Source organism: Streptomyces sp. NPDC056373, assembly GCF_042262425.1.
Taxonomy (GTDB): Bacteria; Actinomycetota; Actinomycetes; order Streptomycetales; family Streptomycetaceae; genus Streptomyces.
In genome coordinates, this window is the sequence record NZ_JBHJPX010000002.1 from 358,204 (window position 1) to 382,925 (window position 24,722).

Below are 24,722 nucleotides of genomic sequence, written 5' to 3' on the forward strand. Positions count from 1 at the left end.
CCGCCCGTGACCCCCCGCCCTGAGTCCAGCGGTTCGCGTCCCAAGGGGACCGCCGGGGAGAAGATCCCCGAGCAGCCCACGGCCGCCCAGCAGAAGAGCGCCGCGAAGAAGACGGCGGTGCCGAAACAGGCAGCGGCGAAGAAGGGGACGGCGGCCGTGAAGAAGGCCGCCGCCAAGAAGACGCCCGCCGCACCGTCGCCCGCGGCGAAGGCCACCGCCAAGAAGGCGGCCCCGGCGAAGAAGACCGCCGCGAAGAAGACCGCCGAGAAGAAGGCCGTCGCGAAGAAGTCGCCTCCCGCGAAGGCACCCGTGGCGAAGTCCACCGCCAAGAAGGTGGCCGCGACCAAGGCGGCCGCCGGGCAGACAGCCGTCGAGAAGACGGCGGCGAGCAGGACGACCGCGAAGAAGGCCGCCGGGAAGAAGACGGCCGCGACGAAGGCGGCCGGGAAAGCGATCGCGAAGAAGACGGCGGTCACGAAGACCGCCGCCGAGAAGGCCGCCACGGCGACGACGGCGGCCGCCAAGACCGCCGCGAAGGCCACCACGAGGGCCACCACGAAGGCCGCTGCCGCCAAGTCCCCCGCACGGAAGGCTCCGGCGAAGAAGGCGACCGCCGGGAAGGCCGCCCCCCGTGAGACCGCCGCCGGCAAGGCCGCTGCCGGGAAGGCCGCGGCCGCCCAGGTCGTTCCGCCGGAGATGGAGGTCGCCGTCTCGACCGCCGTCGCCGCGGCGGACCGGGAGCGGCTGCTCGGCGGCACGCACCACGACCCGCACTCCGTGCTCGGCGCGCACCCCGTACCCGGCGGCATCGCCTTCCGGGCGTTCCGGCCCTACGCCCTGGCGGTGACCGTCGTCGCCGGGGAGCTGCGGGCCGAGCTGCACGACGACGGGGAGGGGTTCTTCTCCGGGCTGCTGCCGCTGCGCGAGGTCCCGGCGTACCGGCTGGTCGTGGAGTACGAGGGCACGGTCCTGGAGACCGAGGACGCCTACCGCTTCCTGCCCACACTGGGCGACCTCGACCTGCACCTGATCGGCGAGGGCCGGCACGAGGAGCTGTGGACGGCACTGGGTGCCCATCCGACGACCCACGAGGGCGTGACCGGCACCCGCTTCGCGGTCTGGGCACCGAACGCGCGCGGGGTGCGCGTGGCCGGCACCTTCAACTTCTGGGACGGCACCGGGCACGTCATGCGCTCGCTCGGCTCGTCCGGGGTGTGGGAGCTGTTCCTGCCGGACATCGGCGAGGGCGAGCTGTACAAGTTCGAGATCACCCGCCCCGACGGCTCGAAGACGCTGCGCGCCGACCCGCTGGCCCGCCGCACGGAGGTGCCGCCCGCCACCTCGTCGGTGATCACGTCCTCGGAGTACGAGTGGGGCGACGCGGACTGGGTGTCCCGGCGCGCCGAAGTTCCCGCGCACGAGGCGCCGTTCTCGGTGTACGAGGTTCACCTGCCGTCCTGGCGACCGGGTCTGACCTACCGCCAGCTCGCCGAACAGCTTCCCGGGTACGTGAAGAACCTGGGCTTCACGCACGTCGAGCTGATGCCGGTGGCGGAGCATCCGTTCGGCGGATCCTGGGGCTATCAGGTGACGGGCTTCTACGCGCCGACGGCCCGGCTGGGCACGCCGGACGACTTCCGGTACCTGGTCGACAGGCTGCACCAGGCCGGCATCGGCGTGCTCATGGACTGGGTGCCGGCGCACTTCCCGCGGGACGCCTGGGCGCTGGCCGAGTTCGACGGCAAGCCCCTGTACGAGCACGAGGATCCGCTGCGGGCCGCGCACCCCGACTGGGGCACGCTGGAGTTCGACTTCGGGCGCAACGAGGTGCGCAACTTCCTCGTGGCCAACGCCGTGTACTGGTGCGAGGAGTTCCACATCGACGGCCTGCGCGTGGACGCCGTCGCCTCGATGCTCTACCTGGACTACTCGCGCGAGCCGGGCCAGTGGACGTCCAACGAGCACGGCGGGCGGGAGAACCTGGACGCGGTGGCGTTCCTGCAGGAGATGAACGCGACGGTCTACCGCAGGGTGCCGGGCGTGGTCACGATCGCCGAGGAGTCCACCGCCTGGGACGGTGTCACCCGGGCCACCCACCACAAGGGCCCGAGCGGCTTCGGCGGGCTCGGCTTCGGGCTGAAGTGGAACATGGGCTGGATGCACGACTCGCTGGAGTACATGAGCCACGAGCCGGTGCACCGCAAGTACCACCACGGGGAGATGACCTTCTCCATGGTGTACGCCTACAGCGAGAACTACGTGCTGCCGATCTCGCACGACGAGGTCGTGCACGGCAAGCGGTCCCTGGTGTCGAAGATGCCGGGCGACTGGTGGCAGCAGCGTGCCGGGGTGCGGTCCTACCTCGGCTTCATGTGGGCCCACCCCGGCAAGCAACTGCTGTTCATGGGGCAGGAGTTCGCCCAGGGCGCCGAGTGGTCGGAGGCGCACGGCCCCGACTGGTGGCTGCTGGACCCGGGGTACGGGGCGGAGCCCGACCACCGCGGGGTGCGTGACCTGGTCCGCGACCTGAACACCGTCTACCGGGCGACCCCTGCGCTGTGGCGCCTGGACACCGACCCGGCCGGTTTTGAATGGATCGTCGGGGACGCGGCCGACGACAACGTCCTCGCGTTCCTGCGGCTGGACCCGGAGGGCGTCCCGGTGCTGGCGGTGTCCAACTTCGCGCCGGTCACCCGCCAGGACTACCGCCTGGGCGTCCCCGACGACGTCCCCGCCTGGCACGAGGCCGTCAACACCGACGCGGCCCGCTACGGCGGCAGCGACGTCACCAACCCCGACCCGGTCAAACCCGAACCCCTGCCCTGGCACGGCCGCCCGGCCAGCATCCACCTGACCCTGCCCCCGCTGGCGACGGTGTGGTTGCGGCCGGCATAGGAGGCCGGGGAAGCGACAGGGAGCCGAGGGAGCGTTTCCGGAGGCGGCTCGTCCCGCCGCTCCAGCCGGGTCGAGTCGTTCCTCCCGTGACGCGGTTGTGACCGGAGGAGTGGCTTCCGCCACAGCCCGCACGGTGGGGTCCTGGTGGGGTGGTGGCATGGATGCCTCCGTGCTCACTTCGCAGGTCCCGCCGTGCTGATGAGTCCGGTCCCGGTGGGCTGTGCCTTCGGCGCGTTCATCGCCGGGCCGGGTGTCGTCGCGACGGCGTTGCCCGGACGGCCCGGACCATGGCCGGCCCGCTCGATGCGCCGCACAGGGGCGAGGGCCGCGTGCTCGGCGTCGGCCACGTTCTTCATCGGCGCGGGCCACGCGACCGGACTGCGCGCCCGCACGGCCGCGAGGACCACATGACGCTGCTCCCGGTGTTCGTCGTCCTGGTGGTCGGGTGGGTCGCGCTGCGGGGGCTGCTGGCGCATCCGCTGCTGCCGCTGTGGGTGAAGATGTCGGTCTTCTGGGCGATGCCGCTCGGCGCCCTCACCTGGGTGTACATCATGGTGGCGGACGATCCCACGCTGTTCCCGGACACCGCCCCCTGCCCCCGGGAGCCGTACCGGGAGGGCGTCATCGGGAGCGGGAAGGTGACGGGGGTCTCCACCCCGTTCCCGCCGCGGGCGTACTGCCTCTGGGAGGACGGCACCGTCTACGACCTCGCGCCAGGGGCCGAGTTCCTGTTCTGGGTCTTCTTCGCCCTGACGGTCGTACCGCTCGGGGCCGGGCTGTGGCACGCGCTGCGGGATCCGAGGTCGATGCTGCGGTAGGCGGGCCCCGTACCCGGGCGGGTACGGGGCCGCTCCGCTACGCGAACGCCCTCGCCAGGGGCTTCGGCAGTTCCCCGGTGTGCAGGACGCCCAGCCGCTGGGTGGCCCGGGTCAGGGCCACGTACAGGTCGCTGGTGCCGTACCGGCCGGGCTCGACCACGAGGACGGAGTCGAACTCCAGACCCTTGGCCTGGCGCGGGTCGAGCAGGACGACCGACCGGGTGAGATCGGGCTCGGCGCCGGCCGTGACGCCGTCCAGCCGGGCCGCGAGGGAGCGGTGGAGGTCGCGTGGCGCGATCACCGCGAGCCTGCCCTCGGCCGGGGTGAGCTCCCCGACCGCCTTGGCGACGGCGCCCGGAAGGTCGTCGGTGGCACGCGCCCAGGGGCGCACGCCGGTCGAGCGGACCGAGCTGGGCGGCTCGAAGTCCGGCTGCTCGGCTCGCACCACGGCCGCGGCGACGTCCATGATCTCGGCCGGGGTGCGGTAGTTGACGCCCAGGCGGGTGTGCTCCCAGCGGTCCTCGACGTACGGCGAGAGGATGCCGGACCAGGAACCGACCCCGGCCGCCTCCGCGGTCTGGGCCGGGTCGCCGACCAGGGTCATCGAGCGGGTCGGGCTGCGCCGCATCAGCAGCCGCCACGCCATCGGCGACAGCTCCTGCGCCTCGTCGACGATGATGTGGCCGAACGCCCAGGTGCGGTCGGCCGCGGCGCGCTCGGCGGCACTGCGGTGGTCGTCCTCCTCGTGCCGCTCGGCGAACCGCTCGGCGTCGATGATGTCGTGCGCGGACAGCACCTCGGAGCTCTCCGGGTCGTCCTCCTCCTTGTCCTCGAACTCGTAGGTCCGGGACGCGTAGGACACGTCGAGCACGCCTTGGGCGTAGGCGATCTGCCGCTGCCGCTCACGCTCGGCACGGTCGCGGGCGAGCCGGTCGTCGTCGCCGAGGAGTTCGGCGGCCTCGTCGAGCAGCGGCACGTCCGCCACCGTCCAGCGCCGGGTCACCGGACGGCGTACGGCGTCGGCGTCCTCGGCGGGCAGGAACTCCTCGGGCGCGGCGAGGAAGTCGGCGACGAGCCGCTGCGGGGTCAGCAGCGGCCACAGCTGGTCGACGGCCGACCACACTTCGGGGTTCTCGGCGAGGTCGTCGCGGATCTGGGTGACGTCGCTGGGGTCGAGCAGGCTGGACCCGTCGAAGGGGTCGGTGCCGATCCGCTCGGCGTACAGGTCGGTGAGGGCGTTGAGGATGTGGCCCTCGAAGTGCTCGCGGGCGGCGTTGTGCGCCAGCTTGGCGGCGCGGGTGCGTTCACGGGCCATGTTGACCAGGCCGTCGTCGAGCATCAGGACCTCGCGGTCGTGCTCGATGGCGATCACCGGGTCGGGCAGCGCCTGCCGGCTGCGCACGACCTCGGCGAGGACGTCGGCCATGCCGGCGCGGCCCTTCACGGCGGCCGCCCCGGGCGTGTCGGTCGCGGTCGCCTTCACCCCGGGGAACAGCTCGCCCACGGTCGCGAGGAGCACCCCGGTCTCGCCGAGGGAGGGCAGCACCTCTCCGATGTAGCCGAGGAACGCCGGGTTGGGCCCGACGATCAGCACGGCCCGCTTGGCGAGCAGCTCCCGGTGCTCGTACAGCAGATAGGCGGCGCGGTGCAGGGCGACGGCCGTCTTGCCGGTGCCGGGGCCGCCCTCCACCACCATGACGCCGCGGTGCGGGGCCCGGATGATGCGGTCCTGGTCGGCCTGGATGGTCTGCACGATGTCGCCCATGCGGCCGGTGCGCGCCGAGTTGAGGGCGGCGAGCAGCACGGCGTCGCCCGTCGGGTCCTCGTGGCCGGTGCGGGTCTCGTCGCCGAGGTCGAGGATCTCGTCGTGCAGGTGGGTGACCAGGCGGCCGTCGGTGGCGATGTGCCGACGGCGCCTGAGGCCCATCGGCGTGTGCCCGGTGGCCAGGTAGAAGGGGCGGGCTACATCGGCGCGCCAGTCGATGAGCACCGGGGTGCGTTCGGCGTCGTCGGTGCGCAGGCCGATGCGGCCGATGTGGTGGGTGACGCCCGAGGTCAGGTCGATCCGGCCGAAGCACAGGGAGCCGTCCACCGCGTTCAGCGCGGCGAGCAGCCCGGAGCGCTCGGCGACCAGGATGTCCCGCTCGAGTCTGGCCTGCATGGGGGTGTTGCCCTGCGCGAGCGCGTCCGTGACGGATGTCTCGGCGTCGCCGCGCAGCGCGTCCACGCGCGCGTACAACCCGTCGATGAATTCCTGTTCCTGTCGCAATTCATCGTCCGGAAATTCGGTGTTTGACAATTCCGCTCCCGCCCGGATATACTGTGCTCACTGAACTTCACTGTGACTGCAATCGACTTGAAGTCACGAACAGACAAATATACGCAAGGAAATCCCCCGAGCGCAATTGCTCGGGGGATTTCCTGTTCACCGGGCGGGTCGGCTCAGACCACGTCGGACAGCTCCTCCAGCAGCCGCCGCTTGGCTCGCGCCCCCACCATCGACTTCACGGGTTCCCCGCCGCGGAACACCATGAACGTCGGCATGGACAGCACCTTGTAGGCGTTGGTCGTGGCCGGGTTGGAGTCCACGTCGAGCTGCACCACCTTCAGCCGGTCGCCCTCCTCGGCGGCGAGGGCCTTCAGCACCGGGCCCATCTGCCGGCAGGGCGGGCACCAGTCGGCGGTGAACTCCACCAGCACCGGCAGCTCCGCGCCGATCACCTCCGCCTCGAAGCTCGCGTCCGTCACATCGATCACGCCGGCAACGCCGGGCACTCCGGTCACCACGGTTCCCCTCCCAGTTCGCACACAGGCTCCGGGCCGCCCGGAACCTCCGCCTCGGCGGCCAGCTCGGCCCGCGCCTGCTCGGCCCGCTCCAGCTGCCGCGCGACGGTGTCGCGCACGCCGGCCAGCTGTCCGATCAGCGCGTCGAGTTCGTCCAGCTTGCGCCGGTAGACCGCGAGCGACGCCGGGCACGAGTCGCCCTCGGGATGCCCGGCACGCAGGCACTCCACGAAGGGCCGCGTCTCCTCCAGGTCGAACCCGAAGTCCTGGAGCGTCCTGATCTGCCGCAGCAGGCGCAGGTCGCTCTCGTCATAGGTCCGGTATCCGTTGCCGGTGCGCCGCGCGGGCAGCAGTCCGCGCGCCTCGTAGTACCGCAGCGTCCGCGTCGTGGTCCCGGCCCGTGCGGCCAGCTCGCCGATTCGCATGCGGTCGAACGTAATCCTTGACCCCGGCGTCAAGGCAACAGCGGTTTCCGCTCCACCGGGGAGGTCAGCACGATCGACGTCGTGGTGCGGCCCAGCGCGGAGACGGCCTCCAGCACCCCCTCCAGGTGGACGGTGTCGCGCACCGCGACCTTGAGGATCCAGCAGTCCTCCCCGACCACGTGGTGCACCTCGGTGATCTCGGGCCGCTCGATCAGCTCCAGGGTCCTGGGGTGCTTCAGGGTGTAGCCGCCGTGCGGGTCGACCCGGATGAACGCCTGGATGCCGTAGCCGAGCCGGGACGGCACGACATGGGCGCCGTAGCCGCTGATCACGCCCGCCGCCTCCAGCCGTCGCACCCGCTCGGTGACGGCCGCGGGGCTCAGCCTGACCCGCCGGCCCAGCTCGCTGAGCTTGATCCGGCCGTCGGTCTGGAGCAGCTGGAGGATCTGCCGGTCGAGGGCGTCGAAGGCCACCGATGTTTCGTCGGCGGCGGTCCGCAACTGCCGTGGTTCTTTCGGCGCGGCGGCCTGAACTCCCATGGTTCCCCCTTCAGGGCGTGGATGTACGCCGGGAGAATTATGGCCATGGAAAAGGTTCTGGACGTCCTGGTCATCGGCGGCAACCGGTACGTCGGAAAGCGTCTGATCGCACGGCTGCTCGCCGGAGGCCACCGCGTCACCGTCCTCAACCGGGGGTCCTCCCCGCCGCCCGCCGGGGTGGAGCACCTGCGGGCCGACCGGGACGACGAACGGTCGCTGACCGAGGCGCTCGGCTCCCGCGTCTTCGACGTCGTCGTCGACCAGGTCTGCTACACCCCGCGCCAGGCCGCGATCGCCCGCCGGGTCTTCACCGGCCGTACGCGCCGCTATGTGATGACGTCGACGGTCGAGGTGTACGAGTACGAGGATTCCCGCGCTCTCGTGCGCGAGGAGTGTGCCGACCCGTCCACCGTCGCCGTGGACCTCGATCTGCCCTGGGACGACCCCGCGTTCGTCGAGGCCCACTACGGGGAGGGCAAGCGGCAGGCCGAGGCGGTCCTCGCGGCGGGACCGGAGTTCGGGTCGACGATGGTGCGGGTCGCCCATGTGCTGGGCGGGGACGACGACTTCACGGGCAGGCTGGCCCACTACGCCGAGCGGATACGCACCGGCGAGCCGATCGCCGTGCCGGCGGTCAACCGGCCCGCCACCTATGTGTACGTCGAGGAGATCGCCCGGTTCCTGGCGTGGGCGGCGGGCGAGGACTTCACCGGGCCGGTGAACGCCGCCTCCCGCGGGACGCTGAGCACGGAGGAGCTGTGTGTGGCGGTGGCCGCTCATGTGCCCGGCGGCCGGGCCGAGTTCCGGCCCGTGGAGGTCGGCGAGGTCTCACCGTTCTCCTTCCGCCGCTCCTACGGCATGGACAGCACCCGGGCCGCCCGGCTCGGCTTCACCTTCAGCGAGGCCCGGCAGTGGCTGCCGCGTGCCGTCGCCGAGACGCTCGGGAAAGGTGACTGACGTGCGGTACAGGGCACTTGGCGGACTGCGGGTGAGCGCCGTCGGGCTCGGCGCGATGCCGCTGTCCATCGAGGGCCGGCCGGACGAGGAGCGCGCCCTGGCCACCGTGCACGCCGCGCTCGACGCGGGCGTGACCCTCCTGGACACGGCCGACTCGTACCATCTGCCGGGCGCGCAGCCCGGGCACAACGAACGCCTGGTGGCCCGGGCGCTGGCTTCGTACGGCGGTGACACCTCCGGCGTCCTGGTGGCGACGAAGGGCGGACGCGGCCGGCCGGCGGGCGGCGACTGGACGGTGAACGGCTCGCCCGGCCACCTCAAGGCCGCCGCCGAGGCGTCGCGCAAGCGGCTCGGGGTGGAGGCGATCGGCCTCTACCAGCTGCACAAGCCCGATCCCGCGGTGCCCTTCGAGCAGGCTGTACCTTCACTCGCCGCACCGGGCGAAGCCCCGAGGGGCCCATGACGCAGCGTCGCCCGCCCTCTCCAGGGCGGGCGACGGGACCGTGCGGGCACGACCTAGCGGGCCCCTGCCGGCTCCGGTTCCCTGCTCTGCTCGACGGGCTCCTCCACCGCCTTCTCCTTGCCGGGCAGCAGCAGTGCCACCACCACCGTGCCGACGCCCAGGATCACGGCCCCGATCAGGCTGGTGTGGGCGACCGCGTCGGAGAAGGAGGACCCGACCGCGTCGGCCATCTGCCTGGCCCCGCCGCCGAGTTGCTCGGCCTGTGCCCGCAGTCGCTCCGCCTGCTGGGGGTCGCTCGTGTGCGCGGCCTGCTCGGCGAGCTGCCGGGCCTTGTCACCGATGCCGTGGGCGACGGCGTACCCGGCCCCGACGGAGTCCTGGGCCGTGGAGAGGGAGGACGCGGGGAGCTTGCTGCCGGCCGTGGCGTCCGAGAGGTGGCCGGAGTACGAGGTCGCCAGCAGCGAGCCGAGGATGGCGATGCCCAGCGAACCGCCGAGCTCCAGCGACGTGTCGTTCACCGCGCCGCCGACGCCCAGCTTCGACTCCGGGAACGCCCCCATGATCGCGTCCGTGCAGGGCGACAGCGCCAGCCCGATCGACAGACCGAGGACGATCAGCGGCGCGACGAAGTCGCCGTACGACGCACCGGAGTCGACCCGGGTGAGCAGGGCCAGGGCCGCCGTGCCGCCGACCATGCCGGCCGTGACGGTCCACTTCATGCCGACCCGCGGAGTGAGGAAGCCGGTGAGGGCCGCCCCCACGAACACGGCGCCCGCCAGCGGCAGCATGCGCAGGCCCGTGTCCAGGGCGTCGTAGCCGAGGACGAACTGGAGGTGCTGCGTCAGGTAGTAGAAGGCGCCGAAGACCGCCAGGAAGAACAGGGCGACGGCGAGGTTGGAGCCGGCGAAGCCGCGGTCGGTGAAGCGGCGGACGTCCAGCAGCGGGCGCGGGTGGCGCAGCTCCCACAGGACGAAGGCGACGAGCCCGGCTCCGGCGACGACCGCCGCGGTGACGGCCTTGACGCCCCAGCCGAAGTGCGGCCCTTCGATGATCATGTAGACCAGTGCGGCGATCCACACCACCGACAGCAGCCCGCCGCCGTAGTCGATGCGCCCGCGGTCCGCGGCCCTGGACGGCGGTACGAGGACGAAGGCGCCGGCGAGGGCGAGGACGGCGACGGGGACGTTGATGAGGAACGTCGACGACCAGCCGTGGTCCTCCAGCAGCGCTCCGGCGACCAGCGGTCCGGCCGCGATGGCGAGTCCGGCGGTGGCGGTCCACAGGGTGATGGCCTTGGCGCGTTCGGTCCTGGGGAAGGTCGCGGCGAGCAGGGACAGCGTGGCGGGCATGATCATCGCCGCGCCCGCGCCCATCACGGCCCGGGCGGCGATGACCGTCGTGGAGCTGTCGGCGAGGTAGCCGAAGACGGAGCCGCCCGCGAACACGACCAGGCCGAGGACGAGTGCGCCCCGGCGGCTGTACTTGTCGCCGATCGCACCGAGCAGCAGCATCAGCGCGGCGTACGGGACGGTGTAGCCGTCGATCACCCACTGCAGGTCGGCGCTGGACAGGCCGAGGTCCTCGGTCATGGCGGGCGCGGCGACGGTGAGGGCGGTGTTGGCCATCACGATGATCAGCAGGCTGAGGCAGAGCACGAGGAGCGCCCACCAGCGGCGCGGGTAGGGGCGGTCCATCCTCTCGGCCGGTTCGTTCATGACGAGTCGCATGGCAGGGGTTGCCTTCCCAGCTCGAAGTTGCACATGGGTGTGCATTTACACAACGCTGTGCAATCTACGCCGTTGCACAGTGCTGTGCAACTCGATGGGTGAAGGGGCACAATGGCGTCCATGACCACGGGAACCAGCCGCGCCGACGCCAACCGCCGGCGCATCCTCGACGTCGCCCTCGCCGAGCTGCTGCGCGACCCCGACGCGTCCATGGACCAGATCGCACGGGCGGCGGGCGTCGTGCGGCGGACGGTGTACGGCCACTTCCCGAGCCGTGAGGCGCTGATCAGCACGCTGGTCGACGAGGCCGTGGAGGCGCTGTCGGCCGCGCACGCGGCGGGCCGCGAGGACGTGCGGGAACCGGCGGAGGCGGTGGCGCGCTCGGTGCTGGCGGTGTGGGCGATCGCCGACCGCTACCGGCTGCTGGTCGCCCTCGCCCAGCGCACGGTCACCATGCAGGGCATCCGGGAGCGGCTCGCCCCGGTCCGGGAGGTGAGCATCGGGCTGCTGCAGCAGGGGCTGGACGAGAACGTCTTCAGCTCACCGCTGCCGGCTCCGGCCCTGGCGTATGTGCACGAGCAGATGCTGTTCGCCGTGATGGAGGCCGTGAACGACGGACTGCTGGCAGCACAGGAGGCGGGCCGCTGCGCCGCGGTCACCGTACTGACCGCGGCGGGCGTGCCCGCCTCGAAGGCCACCGAGCTGGTGGCGAAGCTGAACGCGTGAACTTCTCGATGTCTCGCGTGAACCTCTCGATGTAACGCGCGACCTTCTAGATGTAGCGCTTGAGCTGCTCGACGAAAAACTTGAGCTGCTCGATGTGTGGACCGGGCGGCTGAGCGACGGGGGGACACCCAGCCGCCCGGATTCTGTGGGGGCGGCGCGGCCGTCAGGCCTTCGCCAGCTCCTTCTCGCCGCCCTGCTCGGGCACCTCGGCCTCGACGTGGTCGTCGGCCGGGCCGCCGTGGGCGTCGTCGAGCAGCGTCTTCTCGTCGAAGGGCAGCTGACCGGCGAGGACCTGGTTCACACGGTCCTTGTCGATCTCCTTGGTCCAGGTGCCGATCAGCACCGTGGCGACGGCGTTGCCCGCGAAGTTGGTCAGGGCGCGGGCCTCGCTCATGAAGCGGTCGATGCCGACGATGAGGCCGATGCCGTCCACCAGGGCCGGCTTGTGCGACTGCAGACCGCCGGCCAGCGTGGCCAGACCCGCACCGGTGACACCGGCGGCGCCCTTGGAGGCGACCAGCAGGAAGAGCAGCAGCGGGATCTGCTCACCGAGCGACATCGGCGTACCCATGGCGTCGGCGATGAACAGCGAGGCCATGGTCATGTAGATCATGGTGCCGTCGAGGTTGAACGAGTAGCCGGTCGGGACGGTGATGCCCACCACCGGCTTGCTGACGCCCAGGTGCTCCATCTTCGCGATGAGCCGCGGCAGCGCGGACTCGGAGGAGGACGTGGACAGGATCAGCAGGAACTCCCGGCCCAGGTACTTGAACAGCGTGAAGACGTTCAGGCCGGCGACCACGCGCAGCAGGGCGCCGAGCACGAGGAAGACGAACAGGAAACAGGTCACGTAGAAGCCGAGCATCAGCACGGCGAGGCTCTTGAGGGCTTCCACGCCCGCGGAGCCGGTGACGGCGGCGATGGCGCCGAAGGCACCGATCGGGGCGGCCCACATGACCATCGCGAGGATGCGGAAGACGAGCCGCTGGATGTGCTCGATGCCGCGCAGGATCGGCTGGCCGGCTGATCCCATGCCCTGCAGCGCGAAGCCCGCGAGGAGGGCGATCAGCAGGGTCTGGAGCACCGACTCGTTGGTGAAGGCCGACACGATGGTGGTCGGGATGATGCCGAGCAGGAACTCCGTGGTGTTCTTGGCCTCGGCGTCGATCTGCGCGTGACCGGCGTCCTTGACCGCGTCGGTCACCGCGAGGCCGGTGCCCGGCTCCAGGATGTTGCCGACGACCAGGCCGATGCCCAGCGCGACGAGCGACATCACCATGAAGTAGCCCAGGGCGATACCGCCGACGGCACCGACCTTGGCGGCCTTCCGTACCGAGCCGATGCCCAGCACGATCGTGCAGAAGATGATCGGCGAGATCATCATCTTGATCAGGGCCACGAACCCCGTGCCGATCGGCTTCAGCTCTTGCGCGAAGTCCGGAGCGGCCAGACCCACCGCGATACCGGCGGCGACCGCGATGATCACCGCGATGTAGAGGTAGTGCGTGCGGTCCCGCTTGGGTTTGCGTGCGGCAGGTGCCGTATCGGCTGCGCTGGTCACGGCGGCCCTCCTTGACGACGTCGTCGGCATCACCGGCGTGCGGCTCACGTCCGGGGAGACTCCGGGAAACTCGGGAGAAAACCGAGCGAAGCTCCCGGAGATGCGTTATAGGGAATGCCGTGACTATGTCGTTGTCTGTGAGCGCGGTCACCCTTCCGTTCATTTAGTTCACAATCAGCCACGAGGCAGACTGACGACATGCGCTTCACCGTCCCCGGTCCCCGCAGTCTGGCGGGCCAGCTGTTCGCCATGCAGGCCGTGCTGATAGCGGTCGTCGTGGCCGGATACGCGCTGTTCTCCTACGTCAGCGACCGCAGCCAGGCGGAGGAGGCCGCGACCCGCCAGGCCAGGGCGGTGGCGCGGTCCGTCGCGGACTCCCCGTCGGTGCTGGCCGCGACCCGCACCCCCGACCCGACCGCCGAGCTCCAGCCGTACGCGCTGAAGGTGATGCGGGACACCGAGGTCGACTTCATCACGATCATGGATCCGCGGGGCATCCGCTGGACGCACCCCGACCCCAGGCAGATCGGCCAGACCTTCCAGGGGCACACCGAGCGGGCCCTGAAGGGCGAGACCTTCACCGAGACCTACACGGGCACGCTCGGCCCGTCGGTCCGCGCGGTGACGCCGATCAAGGACGGCGCCAGGGTGGTCGGCCTGGTCAGCGCGGGGATCCGGGTCGAGCAGATCACCCAGCGGGTCCAGGACCAGCTGACGGCCCTGCTCGGCGTCGCGATCGGCGCGCTGGTGCTGGGCGCGGTCGGCACGTACGTCGTCAACGCACGGCTGCGCCGCCACACCCACGGCATGAACGCGACCGAGCTGAGCCGGATGCACGACTACCATCAGGCCGCCCTGCACGCCGTGCGCGAGGGACTGCTGATGCTGGACGGGCAGTACCGTGTGGCGCTGATCAACGACGGAGGTCGGGAGTTGCTCGGCGTGGCCGGGGACGTGGTGGGCAGGTCGGTGGCGGAGCTGGGGCTGCCGGCCCCGCTGACGGGTGCCCTGCTGGCGTCGGAGCCGCGGGTGGACGAGGTGCATCTGACGGCGGCCCGGGTCCTGGTGATCAACACCTCGCCGGTGTCGGGCGGTGAGCGGCGCGGTACCGTCGTCACCCTGCGCGATGTCACCGAACTCCAGTCGCTCATGGGCGAGTTGGACTCCGAGCGGGGTTTCACACAGGCGCTGCGCTCGCAGGCGCACGAGGCGGCGAACCGGCTGCACACGGTGGTCTCGCTGATCGAGCTGGGCCGGGCGGAGGAAGCGGTGGAGTTCGCGACGGCCGAGCTGGAGCTGGCGCAGGCACTGACCGACCAGGTCGTGGCGGCGGTGAGCGAGCCGGTGCTGGCGGCGCTGCTGCTGGGCAAGACGGCCCAGGCGAACGAGCGGGGCGTGGAGCTGATGGTGTCGGAGGACAGCAGTCTCGACGACGGCCTGCTGCCCGAGTCCCTGCCGGCGCGGGACCTGGTGACCATCCTCGGCAACCTGATCGACAACGCCGTGGACGCGGCGCAGGGCAGCGCGCGGGCCCGGGTGACGGTGGCGGCGTACACCCGCGGCTGCGGCGACGTCCCGGAGCTGGTGCTGCGGGTCTCGGACACGGGGCCGGGCGTGGACCCCGATCACACGGAGGCGGTCTTCCAGCGGGGCTTCTCGACGAAGCCGGCGGGCCCCGGCGGGCGGGGTCTCGGGCTGGCGCTGGTCCGTCAGGCGACACAGCGTCACGAGGGCTCGCTGACGGTCGCGGAGGCCGAGGGGGGCGGCGCGGAGTTCGAGGTACGGCTGCCGCTGCGGGGGCCGGGGACGCCGGCGGACGCCGTGCCCTCCGGGGCCGCCCGGGTGGCCGGAAGCGCTGGGGGCGACGCATGACGAGCAGCGAGAAGGCCATCCGTGTCCTGGTGGTGGAGGACGATCCGGTCGCCGCCGACGCGCACGTCCTGTACGTCGGGCGGGTGCCCGGGTTCGTGGCCGTCGGCAAGGCGCACTCGGGCGCGGAGGCCCGCCGGGCCCTGGAGCGCACCCCGGTGGACCTGCTCCTGCTCGACCTGCACCTGCCGGACGTGCACGGACTGCATCTGGCCCGGTCCCTCAGGGCGGCCGGCCATCACGCCGACGTGATAGCGGTGACGTCGGCCCGCGACCTGGCCGTCGTCCGCGAGGGCGTCTCGCTCGGGGTCGTGCAGTACGTCCTGAAGCCGTTCACCTTCGCGACCCTGCGCGACCGCCTCGTGCGCTACGCCGAGTTCCACGCGGCGGTCGGCGAGGCGAGCGGCCAGGACGAGGTGGACCGGGCGCTCGCGGCCCTGCGCGCGCCGGGCCCGGCCGCGCTGCCCAAGGGGCTGAGCGCGCCGACGCTGGAGCGGGTGACGGTGGCCCTGCGCGACAGCGCGGAGGGCCTGACGGCCGCCGGGGTCGCCGAGACCGTGGGCATCTCCCGCATCACGGCCCGCCGTTACCTGGAGCACCTGGTCGACGCGGGCCGCGCGGCGCGCCGCCCGCAGTACGGCACGGTGGGGCGCCCGGAGCTGCAGTACCGCTGGGTCACGGGCCAGTGACGGTTCGCCGGTCATGGCTCCCCGCCCGGTCGAGGGGAGTGTGCCCGCCGAGGCGCCCAGGGGCTGCCCGGTGACACCTCCGCCCCGGGTGCCGCCCGCTCGGCGCCGCCGTCCGGGGCGGTCACCGCACCAGACACGGCCGCTTCGGGTCGAACCGCCAGTCCGGGACCAGGTACCGCATGGCCGTGGCATCGTCCCGGGCCCCCAGCGCCTTCTCCCGGTACAGCTCGTGCGCCGCCAGCAGCCGGTCCATGTCGAGTTCGACGCCCAGCCCCGGCCCGGCAGGCACGGCGATCTCCCCGTCCACGATCCTGGGCGGCCGGACCGTCAGCCGCTCCAGCCCCTCCTGCCAGATCCAGTGCGTGTCCAGCGCGTTGTACTCCCCCGGCGCGGCCGCCCCGCAGTGGGTCACCATCGCCAGTGAGATGTCGAAGTGGTTGTTGGAGTGGCACCCCCAGGTCAGCCCCATCGCGTTGCACAACTGCGCGACCCGCACCGACCCCTGCATCGTCCAGAAGTGCGGATCGGCCAGCGGGATGGACACCGACTGCAGGGCCAGGGCGTGGGCCAGCTGCCGCCAGTCCGTGGCGATCATGTTGGTCGCGGTGGGCAGCCCCGTGGCCCGCCGGAACTCCGCGAGCACCTCCCGCCCCGAGTAACCGCCCTCCGCCCCGCACGGATCCTCGGCGTAGGCGAGCGTCCCCACCAGCGGCCGGCACAGCTCCACGGCCTCCCGCAGCGACCACGCCCCGTTCGGGTCGAGAGTGATCCGGGCCTCGGGAAAGCGCCGCTTCAGCGCCCGCACCGCCGCGACCTCCTCGCTCCCCTCGCGTACTCCCCCCTTGAGCTTGAAGTCCCGGAACCCGTACAGGTCGTAGGCCGCTTCGGCCTGCCGTACGATCGCCTCCGCCGACAGCGCCTCCTCGTGCCGCAGCCGGTACCACTCCACCGGGGAGCCTGGCTCGCGCACGTACTCCAGGTCGGTCCGGTCCGGGTCGCCCACGTAGAACAGATAGCCCAGCACCCGCACCGAGTCCCGCTGCTGCCCGTCCCCCAGCAGCGCCGCCACGGGCACGTCGAGGTGCTGCCCCAGCAGGTCGAGCAGTGCCGACTCGACCGCGGTGACCGTGTGCACCGTGGTCCGCAGGTCGAAGGTCTGCGCACCTCGACCGCCCGCGTCACGGTCGGCGAACCGCTCACCGATCTCGCGCAGCACCCGCTTGTAGTCGCCCACCTTCGCCCCGACCACGAGGGACTCCGCGTCCCGCAGCGTCCGCGTGATCTTCTCGCCGCCGGGCACCTCCCCCAGCCCGGTCCGCCCCTCGGAGTCGGTGAGCACGACGATGTTGCGGGTGAAGTACGGCCCGTGCGCGCCGGACAGGTTCAGCTCCATGCTGTCCCGTCCGGCGACGGGATGGACGGCGAACGACGTGACGACCGGCTGCCGGCCGATGCTCCCGATGCTCATGGATCGCCCTTTCAAGAAAACCGGTTCACAAACTCAGAACGTCACGGACGCAGAACGTCACGGACTCAGAACGTCGAGCACCCACTCGACCACCAGCACCCCGCCCAGCCCGAGCACGGCGAGCACCGTCGTGTAGGACGTGCGGACCTTGATCGCCTCGATGACCGACAGGTTGAAGTACTCCTTGAACAGCCAGAAACCGGGGTCGTTCACGTGCGAGAACGCGATGGAACCACAGGCGACGGCCAGCACCATCACCTCCGGGTGGACGCCGCTGCCCGCGAGCAGCGGCAGGGCAACGCCGGAGGCCGTGACGACGGCGACCGTGGCCGAGCCCAGCGCGATGCGCAGGATGACGGCGACGAGCCAGGCGAGGACGATCGGGGAGACGGACCAGCCGTCCGTGGTGTCCTTGATGTACTCGGATATCCCGCCCTCGACCAGGACGTTCTTGAACGCCCCGCCGGCGCCGATCACGAGCAGGATCATCGCCATCGCCTGGGCCGCCGACGCGCAGGACGCCCCGACGTCGCTCAGGCTGCGCCCGATGCGCGGCCCGAACGCCCACACGGCCAGGCACAGCGTCAGCAGCAGCGCGATCGGCGCCGAGCCGATGAACGCGACGACGTGCAGCAGGGGACCCTCCCCGGACGTGGCCATCTCGGTCACCGCGGCGGCCACGATCAGCACCACGGGGAACAGCGCCACGAACAGCGACCAGCCGAGCCCGGGCATCTCCTCGTCGGCGAACTCGCGGTCGCTGACCAGGCCCTTGGGGATGGACGGTGTCAGCCGCGCGACGAACGGGAGCCGGGGCCAGGTGAGGGCGACGAGCACACCGGCGGGGACGGCGACGAACAGGCCGTAGAACAGGGTGAGTCCGGCGGAGGCGTGGAAGGTCGCGGCGACGGCGGTGGGCCCGGGGTGCGGGGGCAGGAAGCTGTGCATGGTGGACAGGGCGATGGACATCGGCAGGCCGACCCACAGCAGCTTCGCCCCGGTGACCCTGACCAGGGTGAACGCGATGGGCACGATGATGATGAACGCGACCTCGTAGAACATGGTCACGCCGATGAGCATGGCCGTGACCACCATGGCCACCTGAACCCAGCGCGGGCCGAAGGCGCCGAGAAGACGGCCGGCTATGCGCTGGGCGGCGCCCGAGTCCCCCATCACGCGGCCGACCATGGCGCCGAGCCCGATGGTCAGCATGGTGTCGCCGACCTGGTCACCGATGCCCTCGGAAAGGACGTCCGGGATGGTCGCCACGGGGATGCCCCGCACCAGCGCCACTCCCACGGCCACGAGCAGCAGGGCCGCGAAGCCGTTCAGTCTCAGCCTGGTCATGAGCAGGAGCAGGATCACGACGCTGAGCCCTACGACGAGCAGAGGCAAGGCAGTTCCCCTTTGAACCGGTGTCCCATCCCTGGTGAGGCATCTCGACGCAGCCGTCTCTCTATGCAAATGGCGTCCACGTATGAAGATGGAGGCTAAGTGGGTGAACGGATCAGGGTCAATGGGTCGGACGATCACACCTCGACAGGTCGCCCCACACGGGAGCGCCCGGCGAGACCTGCTCGCCGGGCGCTCCGGTGACCAGCCACCCTCGGGGGCCGGCCGTCCTCGGTGGACCGTTCAGCCCGCTGCCCCCTCCGGCAGCACGCCCGCCCGGAACGGCTCGACGCCGTCCAGCCTCCGCACCCGCGTCGGCTCGATCAGCAGCATCACCCGGCGCTCGCCCGGCAGCAGCCACGGATACCGGTCCTCCCCGAGGTACTTCCGCGCCAGCCGGTCCATCGCCCGCTCCGCCTCCTCGCCCTCCACGAACCGGGCGACCCTCCCCCGGATCTCCGCCCGGTCGTAGGGGTTCGCGGGGTCGTGGTGCGACAGCGAAACGTACGGATTGCGCCGCAGGTTCTCCTCCTTCACCCGCCCCACCGAGGTGTTGACCATGACGTACTCCCCTTCGACGTCCGCCCACATGGGCGACACCTGGGGCGCACCGTCCGCCCCCACCGTCGCGAGATGCCAGAAGTTGGGCGCGAGAAGACGCTCGCGAATATGCCCGTTGAGCTTGCCGTTCACGTGAATCACTGCCTTTCCGGACCCGTGATCATCGGGCCCGGCGTCAATCCTGGCCGTGCCCGCGCCCCCGCCGACAGGCGATCTTCAGCCCCGGTCGAACCCGCCGGTAGCCGTAGGTTCCTACAATCCGTGATCCTGGCCGAACAGACCGTAGCCGACCCCCACGGGCCGCCCTAGCTTGTGGGCCGTGCGCCGACCTTCAGCCCGACCGAACCGTCCGTCTCCCTCTCCCCCGACGCCGACCGTCCCCGCCGCCCGGCCGTTCAACGCCCCCGCCGCCCGCCGGCTGCGCGCGGCGCTCGGCATGGCACCCGAGCACGTCGCCCACGGCATGCGCGTCTCCTACGGGCATCCCCACATCACCCCGGACCACGTGATGGCGTGGGAACGCGGGGCAGCCGCCCCGACCGACTCCGAACTCACCGCGCTCGCGGGCGTGCTGTGGTGCTCGCCCGCCGAACTGATCGGCACACCGCGCACCCTGCGCGAACACCGCATCGCCCGCTGCCTCGCTGCGGAGGACGTGGCCCGGGCCGTGGGGCACGACGTACACGCGTATCTGCGCATGGAGGAGACCGACGGCTGGCGCGGCACGGAACGCCAGGCCGCCGCCCTCGCCGAGCTGCTCGGGCTCGGGCTGCCCGACTTCATGACCGTCACGGGCCGGAACGCCAGACTGGGCGAACTGCTGCGCAGCGCCGCGACCACCCGCTGGCAGGCCTACGTCCGGCCGGTGGCCAAGCTCGTGCCCCTGGACCGGCGATCCCTGGAGCAGGCCCTGCGCAGCCTGCACGAGGACTATCAGGGCCACATGGCCACCACCCTGAGCTGGGGCGGCGGCAGCGGCGAGGCGGGCGACGCCGGCCAGGACTTCCTCGACCGGATCGTGGAGCACTTCTGGACGAAACTCCAAGGAGACGCCGACCCGCAGACCGGCTAGGAGGACGACTGCCGGGGCCCGCCCGCCGGCTGCCCCGACCGGCCACCGGAGAACCGGCGCCCGGGATCAGCCGTCCGAGGCGCCGGGTATCAGCCGCCCGAGACGCCCGGTGTCAGCAAGCGGCCCCGACCGGAGCCGGCCGGCGGAAGCACCGGCTCCCGGAGACCGGCTGCTAGAAGACCGACTCGGCCTCGTCCATCCGGTCCTTCGGCACCGTCTTCAGTTCGGTGACGGCCTCGGCGAGCGGGACCATGACGATGTCCGTCCCGCGCAGGGCGGTCATCCGGCCGAACCGGCCCTGGTGCGCCGCCTCCACCGCGTGCCAGCCGAACCGCGTCGCGAGCACCCGGTCGTAGGCGGTCGGCACGCCGCCGCGCTGGACGTGGCCGAGGATGACCGGCTTGGCCTCCTTGCCGAGGCGCCGCTCCAGCTCGTGCGCGAGGGCCGTGCCGATGCCCTGGAAGCGCTCGTGGCCGAACTTGTCTATGGCGCCCTTGACGTAGTCCATGGACCCCTCGGCGGGGTGGGCGCCCTCGGCGACGCAGACCACCGCGAACTTCTTGCCGCGGGAGAAGCGCTCCTCGACCATCTTCACGAGGTCGGCCGGGTCGAACGGCCGCTCCGGCAGGCAGATGCCGTGCGCACCGGCCGCCATGCCGGACTCCAGGGCGATCCAGCCGGCGTGCCGGCCCATGACCTCCACCACCATGACCCGCTGATGGGACTCGGCGGTGGTCTTCAGCCGGTCCATCGCCTCGGTGGCGACGCCCACCGCGGTGTCGAAACCGAAGGTGCGGTCCGTGGAGGAGATGTCGTTGTCGATCGTCTTCGGGACGCCCACGACGGGCAGGCCCGCGTCGCTCAGCATGCGGGCGGCCGTCAGCGTGCCCTCGCCGCCGATCGGGATCAGCGCGTCGATGCCGAACTGGTGGATCATGTCGGAGGCGTTCTCGCAGGCCTCGCGCAGCCGGTCGCGCTCCAGGCGGGAGGAGCCGAGGATGGTGCCGCCGCGGGCCAGGATGCCGCTGACGGACTCCAGGTCGAGGCTGCGGTAGCGGCCGTCGAGCAGGCCCGCGTAGCCGTCCTCGAAGCCGATGACCTCGTCGCCGTAGTTGTCGACCGCCCGGTGCACGACCGACCGGATCACGGCGTTCAGGCCGGGGCAGTCGCCGCCTGCGGTGAGAACTCCGATACGCATCGTGCTGTGTCTCCTGCTCGCTGTTGACACCGGTGAGCCACTGCCGATTGTTTCACGCCCCCCAGCCCCCTGTGGAACCCCTGCACTGACGGGCGCCTTATCCAGCGACAGAGGTATTGTCAAGAGGGTTCTGCTCACCTCGGTGGGCGATTTTTGTGCCCCTGGCCGGAAAGCAGTGGGGCGAGAGACGTACCCCCATCCGAGACGAACGGAGAGCGCGCGTGACCCGCAGCGTGTACGTGACCGGCATCGACCGCGGCGACGGACGCCAGGTCGTCGAACTGGGGGTCATGGAGCTCCTCACCCGGCAGGTCGACCGGGTCGGCGTGTTCCGTCCCCTGGTCCACGACGGGCCCGACCGCCTCTTCGAGCTGCTGCGCGCCCGCTACCGGCTCACCCAGGACCCGGCGACCGTCTACGGCATGGACTACCAGGAGGCGTCCGCCCTCCAGGCCGAGGCCGGCACCGACGAGCTGGTGTCCACCCTGGTCGACCGTTTCCACCGGGTCGCCCGGGACTACGACGTCGTCCTGGTCCTCGGCACCGACTACGCCGGCACCCAGCTGCCGGACGAGCTGTCGCTCAACGCCCGGCTGGCGAACGAGTTCGGCGCGTCCGTGATCCCGGTCGTCGGCGGCCGCAAGCAGACCGTCGAGTCCGTGCTCGCCGAGACGCGCAACGCCTTCCGCGCCTATGCCACCCTGGGCTGCGACGTCCTGGCGATGGTCACCAACCGGGTGGCCCGCGAGGACCGTGACGAGATCGCCGGCCAGCTCGACTCCCGGCTGCCCGTGCCCTGTTACGTGCTGCCCGACGAGCCCGCCCTGTCCGCGCCGACCGTCTCGCAGATCGGCCACGCCCTGGGCGCCGAGGTGGTGCTCGGCGACGACTCCGGGCTCGCGCGGGACGTACTCGGTTTCGTCTTCGGCGGCGCGATGCTGCCGAACTTCCTGAGCGCCCTGACCCCGGGCTGCCTCGTCGTCACCCCGGGCGACCGCTCCGACCTGGTCGTCGGCTCGCTCGCCGCGCACAGCGCCGGCACCCCGCCGATAGCGGGCATGCTGCTCACCCTGGACGAGGTGCCCGGCGACCACATCCTCACCCTCGCCGACCGCCTCGCCCCCGGCACCCCGGTGCTGTCGGTGGCCGGCACCAGCTTCCCCACCGCCGAGCAGCTGTTCTCCCTGGAGGGCAAGCTGAACGCGGCCACCCCGCGCAAGGCCGAGCGTGCCCTCGGCCTGTTCGAGCGGTACGCCGACACCGCCGACCTCGCCCGCCGGGTCTCCGCGCCGAGCAGCGACCGCGTCACCCCGATGATGTTCGAGCACAAGCTGCTGGAACAGGCCCGCTCCGACCTGCGCCGGGTCGTCCTGCCCGAGGGCACCGAGGAGCGGGTGCTGCACGCCGCCGAGGTGCTGCTGCGCCGGGGCGTGTGCGAGCTGACGCTGCTCGGGCCGGTCGACCGGATCCGCAAGAAGGCCGCCGACCTCGGTATCGACCTCGGCGAGTCCCAGCTGATCGACCCGGCGACCTCCGAGCTGCGGGACACCTTCGCCGAGCAGTACGCGACGCTTCGCGCGCATCGGGGCGTCACCGTGGAGCTGGCCTACGACGTCGTCTCCGACGTGAACTACTTCGGCACGCTGATGGTCCAGGAGGGCCTCGCCGACGGCATGGTGTCGGGTTCGGTGCACTCCACGGCCGCGACCATCCGCCCGGCCTTCGAGATCATCAAGACAAAGCCGGACGCCGACATCGTCTCGTCCGTCTTCTTCATGTGCCTGGCCGACAAGGTCCTCGTCTACGGCGACTGCGCGGTCAACCCGGACCCGAACGCCCAGCAGCTCGCCGACATCGCCATCCAGTCGGCGACCACGGCCGAGCAGTTCGGCGTGGAGCCGCGCATCGCGATGCTGTCGTACTCCACCGGCACCTCCGGCTCCGGCGCCGACGTCGACAAGGTCCGCGAGGCCACCGAGCTCGTGCGGGCGCGCCGGCCCGACCTGAAGATCGAGGGCCCGATCCAGTACGACGCCGCCGTGGAGCCGTCGGTCGCGGCGACCAAGCTGCCCGGTTCCGAGGTGGCCGGGCAGGCGAGCGTGCTGATCTTCCCCGACCTGAACACCGGCAACAACACCTACAAGGCCGTGCAGCGCTCGGCCGGCGCGATCGCCGTCGGCCCGGTGCTGCAGGGTCTGCGCAAGCCGGTCAACGACCTGTCCCGGGGCGCCCTGGTCCAGGACATCGTCAACACCGTCGCCATCACGGCGATCCAGGCCCAGTCCGCCGCCCCGTCCCCGAGCCAGAAGGCGACCGCCCAGTGAGCAGCCCGACCCGTGTCCTCGTCCTCAACTCCGGCTCCTCGTCGCTGAAGTACCAGCTGCTCGACATGCGCGACAGCAGCCGGCTGGCGGTGGGCCTGGTGGAGCGCATCGGCGAGCAGACCTCCCGTCTGAAGCACAGCCCGGCCGGCGGCGGGAGCCGGGAGCGCGGCGGGGCCATCGCCGACCACGACGCCGCTCTGAAGGCCGTGGCCGAGGAGCTCGCGAAGGACGGTCTCGGCCTGGACTCTCCCGAACTGGCCGCGATCGGGCACCGGGTGGTGCACGGCGGGAAGCACTTCACCGAGCCGACCGTCGTCGACGACGCCGTGCTCGCCGAGATCGAGCGGCTCATCCCGGTGGCGCCGCTGCACAACCCGGCCAACCTCACCGGGATCCGCACGGCACAGGCACTGCGGCCCGACCTGCCGCAGGTCGCCGTCTTCGACACCGCGTTCCACACCACGATGCCGGAGTCGGCGGCCCGTTACGCGATCGACGTGCAGACCGCCGACGCACACCGCATCCGCCGCTACGGGTTCCACGGCACCTCCCACGCCTACGTCTCCCGGGCCACCGCCGAGCTGCTGGGCAAGGACCCCGCCGAGACGAACGTCATCGTGCTGCACCTGGGCAACGGGGCGTCCGCCTCGGCCGTGCGGGGCGGTCGCTGCGTGGACACCTCCATGGGCCTCACGCCTTTGGAGGGGCTCGTGATGGGTACGCGTTCCGGAGACCTGGACCCGGCCGTCATCTTCCATTTGATGCGTGTTGGTGGAATGTCCGCCGACGAGATCGACACTCTTCTCAACAAGAAGAGCGGCCTGATCGGCCTGTGCGGCGACAACGACATGCGGGAGATCCGCCGTCGCGTCGACGAGGGCGACGAGCGGGCGGAGCTGGCGTTCGACATCTACATTCACCGCCTGAAGAAGTACATCGGCGCCTATTACGCCGTACTGGGACGGGTGGACGCGGTCGCCTTCACCGCCGGTGTGGGCGAGAACGCGGCTCCGGTGCGGGCCGCCGCCCTGGCGGGCCTGGAGGAGCTGGGGCTGGCCGTGGACGGCGAGCGCAACGCCGTGCGCGGCGACGAGGCGCGGCTGATCTCGCCCGAGGGGGCCCGGGTCGCGGTGGCGGTGGTGCCCACTGACGAGGAATTGGAGATCGCGACACAGACCTACGCGCTGGTAATTGGTTCGGGGAATCACACCTGAGCGGCATCCCGCCCTTTTGTATTTTCCGCCAGACGGAATA

At 71.5% G+C, this 24,722-nt stretch carries 20 protein-coding genes and 1 pseudogene; 10 read left to right on the forward strand and 11 right to left on the reverse strand.

Annotated features, from left to right (window positions below; all coding sequences use genetic code 11):
* Positions 1-6 precede the first annotated feature (6 nt).
* Positions 7-2,895, forward strand: a complete 2,889-nt coding sequence (glgB, locus tag ACFCXS_RS05540; protein ID WP_376641774.1) for a 1,4-alpha-glucan branching enzyme — start codon at positions 7-9, stop codon at positions 2,893-2,895.
* A 173-nt stretch (positions 2,896-3,068) separates the two neighbouring features.
* Here glgB and ACFCXS_RS05545 read toward each other — a convergent pair whose 3' ends face one another.
* Positions 3,069-3,302, reverse strand: a complete 234-nt coding sequence (locus tag ACFCXS_RS05545) for a hypothetical protein (protein ID WP_376641775.1) — start codon at positions 3,300-3,302, stop codon at positions 3,069-3,071.
* Here ACFCXS_RS05545 and ACFCXS_RS05550 point away from each other — a divergent pair, their 5' ends adjacent.
* The gene (locus ACFCXS_RS05550) at positions 3,303-3,713 is read left to right on the forward strand and encodes a hypothetical protein (RefSeq protein ID WP_376641776.1); all 411 of its coding nucleotides are present in this window, start codon (positions 3,303-3,305) and stop codon (positions 3,711-3,713) included.
* A gap of 37 nt (positions 3,714-3,750) precedes the next feature.
* Here ACFCXS_RS05550 and ACFCXS_RS05555 read toward each other — a convergent pair whose 3' ends face one another.
* The 4 genes from ACFCXS_RS05555 to ACFCXS_RS05570 form a co-directional block, all read right to left on the reverse strand.
* Positions 3,751-5,982 carry a HelD family protein gene (locus ACFCXS_RS05555; RefSeq protein WP_376641777.1) on the reverse strand — a complete coding sequence of 744 codons (2,232 nt, stop codon included), beginning with the start codon at positions 5,980-5,982 and terminating at the stop codon, positions 3,751-3,753.
* A 173-nt stretch (positions 5,983-6,155) separates the two neighbouring features.
* Positions 6,156-6,470: a thioredoxin family protein gene (locus ACFCXS_RS05560; RefSeq protein ID WP_376641992.1), complete on the reverse strand. Its 315-nt coding sequence runs from the start codon at positions 6,468-6,470 to the stop codon at positions 6,156-6,158.
* A gap of 23 nt (positions 6,471-6,493) precedes the next feature.
* A complete protein-coding gene (locus ACFCXS_RS05565; RefSeq protein ID WP_376641778.1) occupies positions 6,494-6,922 on the reverse strand; it encodes a MerR family transcriptional regulator in 429 nt (142 codons plus the stop codon).
* A 29-nt stretch (positions 6,923-6,951) separates the two neighbouring features.
* On the reverse strand, positions 6,952-7,461 hold the full coding sequence (locus tag ACFCXS_RS05570) for an Lrp/AsnC family transcriptional regulator (RefSeq protein ID WP_376641779.1): 510 nt from the start codon (positions 7,459-7,461) through the stop codon (positions 6,952-6,954).
* A gap of 45 nt (positions 7,462-7,506) precedes the next feature.
* Between ACFCXS_RS05570 and ACFCXS_RS05575 the strand changes: the two genes are divergently transcribed.
* Positions 7,507-8,418 carry an NAD-dependent epimerase/dehydratase family protein gene (locus ACFCXS_RS05575; protein WP_376641780.1) on the forward strand — a complete coding sequence of 304 codons (912 nt, stop codon included), beginning with the start codon at positions 7,507-7,509 and terminating at the stop codon, positions 8,416-8,418.
* A gap of 1 nt (position 8,419) precedes the next feature.
* Positions 8,420-8,848, forward strand: a pseudogene (locus tag ACFCXS_RS05580) (aldo/keto reductase); the annotation flags it as partial.
* Positions 8,849-8,934: 86 nt separating this feature from the next.
* Here the strand turns inward: ACFCXS_RS05580 and ACFCXS_RS05585 are convergent.
* Positions 8,935-10,608 carry a DHA2 family efflux MFS transporter permease subunit gene (locus ACFCXS_RS05585; protein WP_376641781.1) on the reverse strand — a complete coding sequence of 558 codons (1,674 nt, stop codon included), beginning with the start codon at positions 10,606-10,608 and terminating at the stop codon, positions 8,935-8,937.
* Between the two features lie 111 nt (positions 10,609-10,719).
* On the opposite strand from ACFCXS_RS05585, the gene ACFCXS_RS05590 reads away from it, so the two are divergent.
* Positions 10,720-11,334, forward strand: a complete 615-nt coding sequence (locus tag ACFCXS_RS05590; protein ID WP_376641782.1) for a TetR/AcrR family transcriptional regulator — start codon at positions 10,720-10,722, stop codon at positions 11,332-11,334.
* Positions 11,335-11,497: 163 nt separating this feature from the next.
* Here the strand turns inward: ACFCXS_RS05590 and ACFCXS_RS05595 are convergent, their stop codons facing one another.
* Complete coding sequence (locus tag ACFCXS_RS05595; RefSeq protein WP_376641783.1) at positions 11,498-12,895, reverse strand: cation:dicarboxylate symporter family transporter; 1,398 nt, start codon at positions 12,893-12,895, stop codon at positions 11,498-11,500.
* A 198-nt stretch (positions 12,896-13,093) separates the two neighbouring features.
* On the opposite strand from ACFCXS_RS05595, the gene ACFCXS_RS05600 reads away from it, so the two are divergent.
* Positions 13,094-14,767 carry an ATP-binding protein gene (locus ACFCXS_RS05600; protein WP_376641784.1) on the forward strand — a complete coding sequence of 558 codons (1,674 nt, stop codon included), beginning with the start codon at positions 13,094-13,096 and terminating at the stop codon, positions 14,765-14,767.
* Positions 14,764-15,453, forward strand: a complete 690-nt coding sequence (locus ACFCXS_RS05605) for a response regulator (protein WP_376641785.1) — start codon at positions 14,764-14,766, stop codon at positions 15,451-15,453. The genes ACFCXS_RS05600 and ACFCXS_RS05605 overlap by 4 nt, the downstream gene beginning before the upstream one ends.
* A gap of 121 nt (positions 15,454-15,574) precedes the next feature.
* Here the strand turns inward: ACFCXS_RS05605 and ACFCXS_RS05610 are convergent, their stop codons facing one another.
* The 3 genes from ACFCXS_RS05610 to ACFCXS_RS05620 form a co-directional block, all read right to left on the reverse strand.
* On the reverse strand, positions 15,575-16,921 hold the full coding sequence (locus ACFCXS_RS05610) for an enolase C-terminal domain-like protein (protein ID WP_376641786.1): 1,347 nt from the start codon (positions 16,919-16,921) through the stop codon (positions 15,575-15,577).
* 57 nt (positions 16,922-16,978) lie between these two features.
* Positions 16,979-18,316 (reverse strand): gluconate:H+ symporter, encoded by a 1,338-nt coding sequence (locus ACFCXS_RS05615; protein ID WP_376641787.1) that lies wholly within the window; start codon positions 18,314-18,316, stop codon positions 16,979-16,981.
* Positions 18,317-18,556: 240 nt separating this feature from the next.
* On the reverse strand, positions 18,557-19,006 hold the full coding sequence (locus ACFCXS_RS05620; protein WP_376641788.1) for a PPOX class F420-dependent oxidoreductase: 450 nt from the start codon (positions 19,004-19,006) through the stop codon (positions 18,557-18,559).
* Positions 19,007-19,184: 178 nt separating this feature from the next.
* Between ACFCXS_RS05620 and ACFCXS_RS05625 the strand changes: the two genes are divergently transcribed.
* Positions 19,185-19,946 (forward strand): helix-turn-helix domain-containing protein, encoded by a 762-nt coding sequence (locus ACFCXS_RS05625; protein WP_376641789.1) that lies wholly within the window; start codon positions 19,185-19,187, stop codon positions 19,944-19,946.
* Positions 19,947-20,118: 172 nt separating this feature from the next.
* On the opposite strand, the gene ACFCXS_RS05630 is transcribed toward ACFCXS_RS05625, so the two are convergent.
* Complete coding sequence (locus tag ACFCXS_RS05630; protein ID WP_376641790.1) at positions 20,119-21,144, reverse strand: ATP-dependent 6-phosphofructokinase; 1,026 nt, start codon at positions 21,142-21,144, stop codon at positions 20,119-20,121.
* 221 nt (positions 21,145-21,365) lie between these two features.
* Between ACFCXS_RS05630 and pta the strand changes: the two genes are divergently transcribed.
* Both pta and ACFCXS_RS05640 read left to right on the forward strand, forming a co-directional pair.
* Positions 21,366-23,468, forward strand: coding sequence for a phosphate acetyltransferase (gene pta / locus ACFCXS_RS05635; RefSeq protein ID WP_376641791.1), 2,103 nt, complete (start codon positions 21,366-21,368; stop codon positions 23,466-23,468).
* The gene (locus ACFCXS_RS05640) at positions 23,465-24,682 is read left to right on the forward strand and encodes an acetate kinase (RefSeq protein ID WP_376641792.1); all 1,218 of its coding nucleotides are present in this window, start codon (positions 23,465-23,467) and stop codon (positions 24,680-24,682) included. The genes pta and ACFCXS_RS05640 overlap by 4 nt, the downstream gene beginning before the upstream one ends.
* Positions 24,683-24,722 lie beyond the last annotated feature (40 nt).

Bases quoted from the DNA above. Each gene is read 5' to 3' on its own strand.
- ACFCXS_RS05585 (WP_376641781.1), bottom strand. From the start codon at position 10,608: ATGCGACTCGTCATGAACGAACCGGCCGAGAGGATGGACCGCCCCTAC.
- ACFCXS_RS05590 (WP_376641782.1), top strand. From the start codon at position 10,720: ATGGCGTCCATGACCACGGGAACCAGCCGCGCCGACGCCAACCGCCGG.
- ACFCXS_RS05565 (WP_376641778.1), bottom strand. From the start codon at position 6,922: ATGCGAATCGGCGAGCTGGCCGCACGGGCCGGGACCACGACGCGGACG.
- ACFCXS_RS05600 (WP_376641784.1), top strand. From the start codon at position 13,094: ATGCGCTTCACCGTCCCCGGTCCCCGCAGTCTGGCGGGCCAGCTGTTC.
- ACFCXS_RS05630 (WP_376641790.1), bottom strand. From the start codon at position 21,144: ATGCGTATCGGAGTTCTCACCGCAGGCGGCGACTGCCCCGGCCTGAAC.
- ACFCXS_RS05570 (WP_376641779.1), bottom strand. From the start codon at position 7,461: ATGGGAGTTCAGGCCGCCGCGCCGAAAGAACCACGGCAGTTGCGGACC.
- ACFCXS_RS05575 (WP_376641780.1), top strand. From the start codon at position 7,507: ATGGAAAAGGTTCTGGACGTCCTGGTCATCGGCGGCAACCGGTACGTC.
- ACFCXS_RS05610 (WP_376641786.1), bottom strand. From the start codon at position 16,921: ATGAGCATCGGGAGCATCGGCCGGCAGCCGGTCGTCACGTCGTTCGCC.
- ACFCXS_RS05550 (WP_376641776.1), top strand. From the start codon at position 3,303: ATGACGCTGCTCCCGGTGTTCGTCGTCCTGGTGGTCGGGTGGGTCGCG.
- ACFCXS_RS05605 (WP_376641785.1), top strand. From the start codon at position 14,764: ATGACGAGCAGCGAGAAGGCCATCCGTGTCCTGGTGGTGGAGGACGAT.